We start from the raw sequence: 222 nt of genomic DNA on the forward strand, positions 1-222 counted from the left end.
AAAAAATTCCGGAATAGCAGCCAGCATAGCGAGCCCCCATGTGGGGTGGTTGGCCAGACGGAATTTTGAGAACAGGTAGCCCGGGTCAAAGCTGAATGTTTCACAGGCCGCCGACAGTTTTTTGGTTTTCCAAACAGCGGTATCTTTGGCAGCAGCCGGTGGCGTGTATGATTTGCTGCGCCGCCATACCGGGTGCAAGCAAAGCGTTGCATTCCTTGGCGC

General features: G+C 54.5%; 1 protein-coding gene. It reads right to left on the bottom strand.

What is annotated here, in order from left to right:
- The coding region (locus tag H6B10_RS16755; RefSeq protein WP_204652494.1) for a hypothetical protein at positions 1-222 on the bottom strand (222 nt) is incomplete at both ends.

The sequence above is a fragment of the Gemmiger formicilis genome (assembly GCF_016901605.1).
GTDB classification, from domain to species: Bacteria; Bacillota; Clostridia; order Oscillospirales; family Ruminococcaceae; genus Gemmiger; species Gemmiger formicilis_B.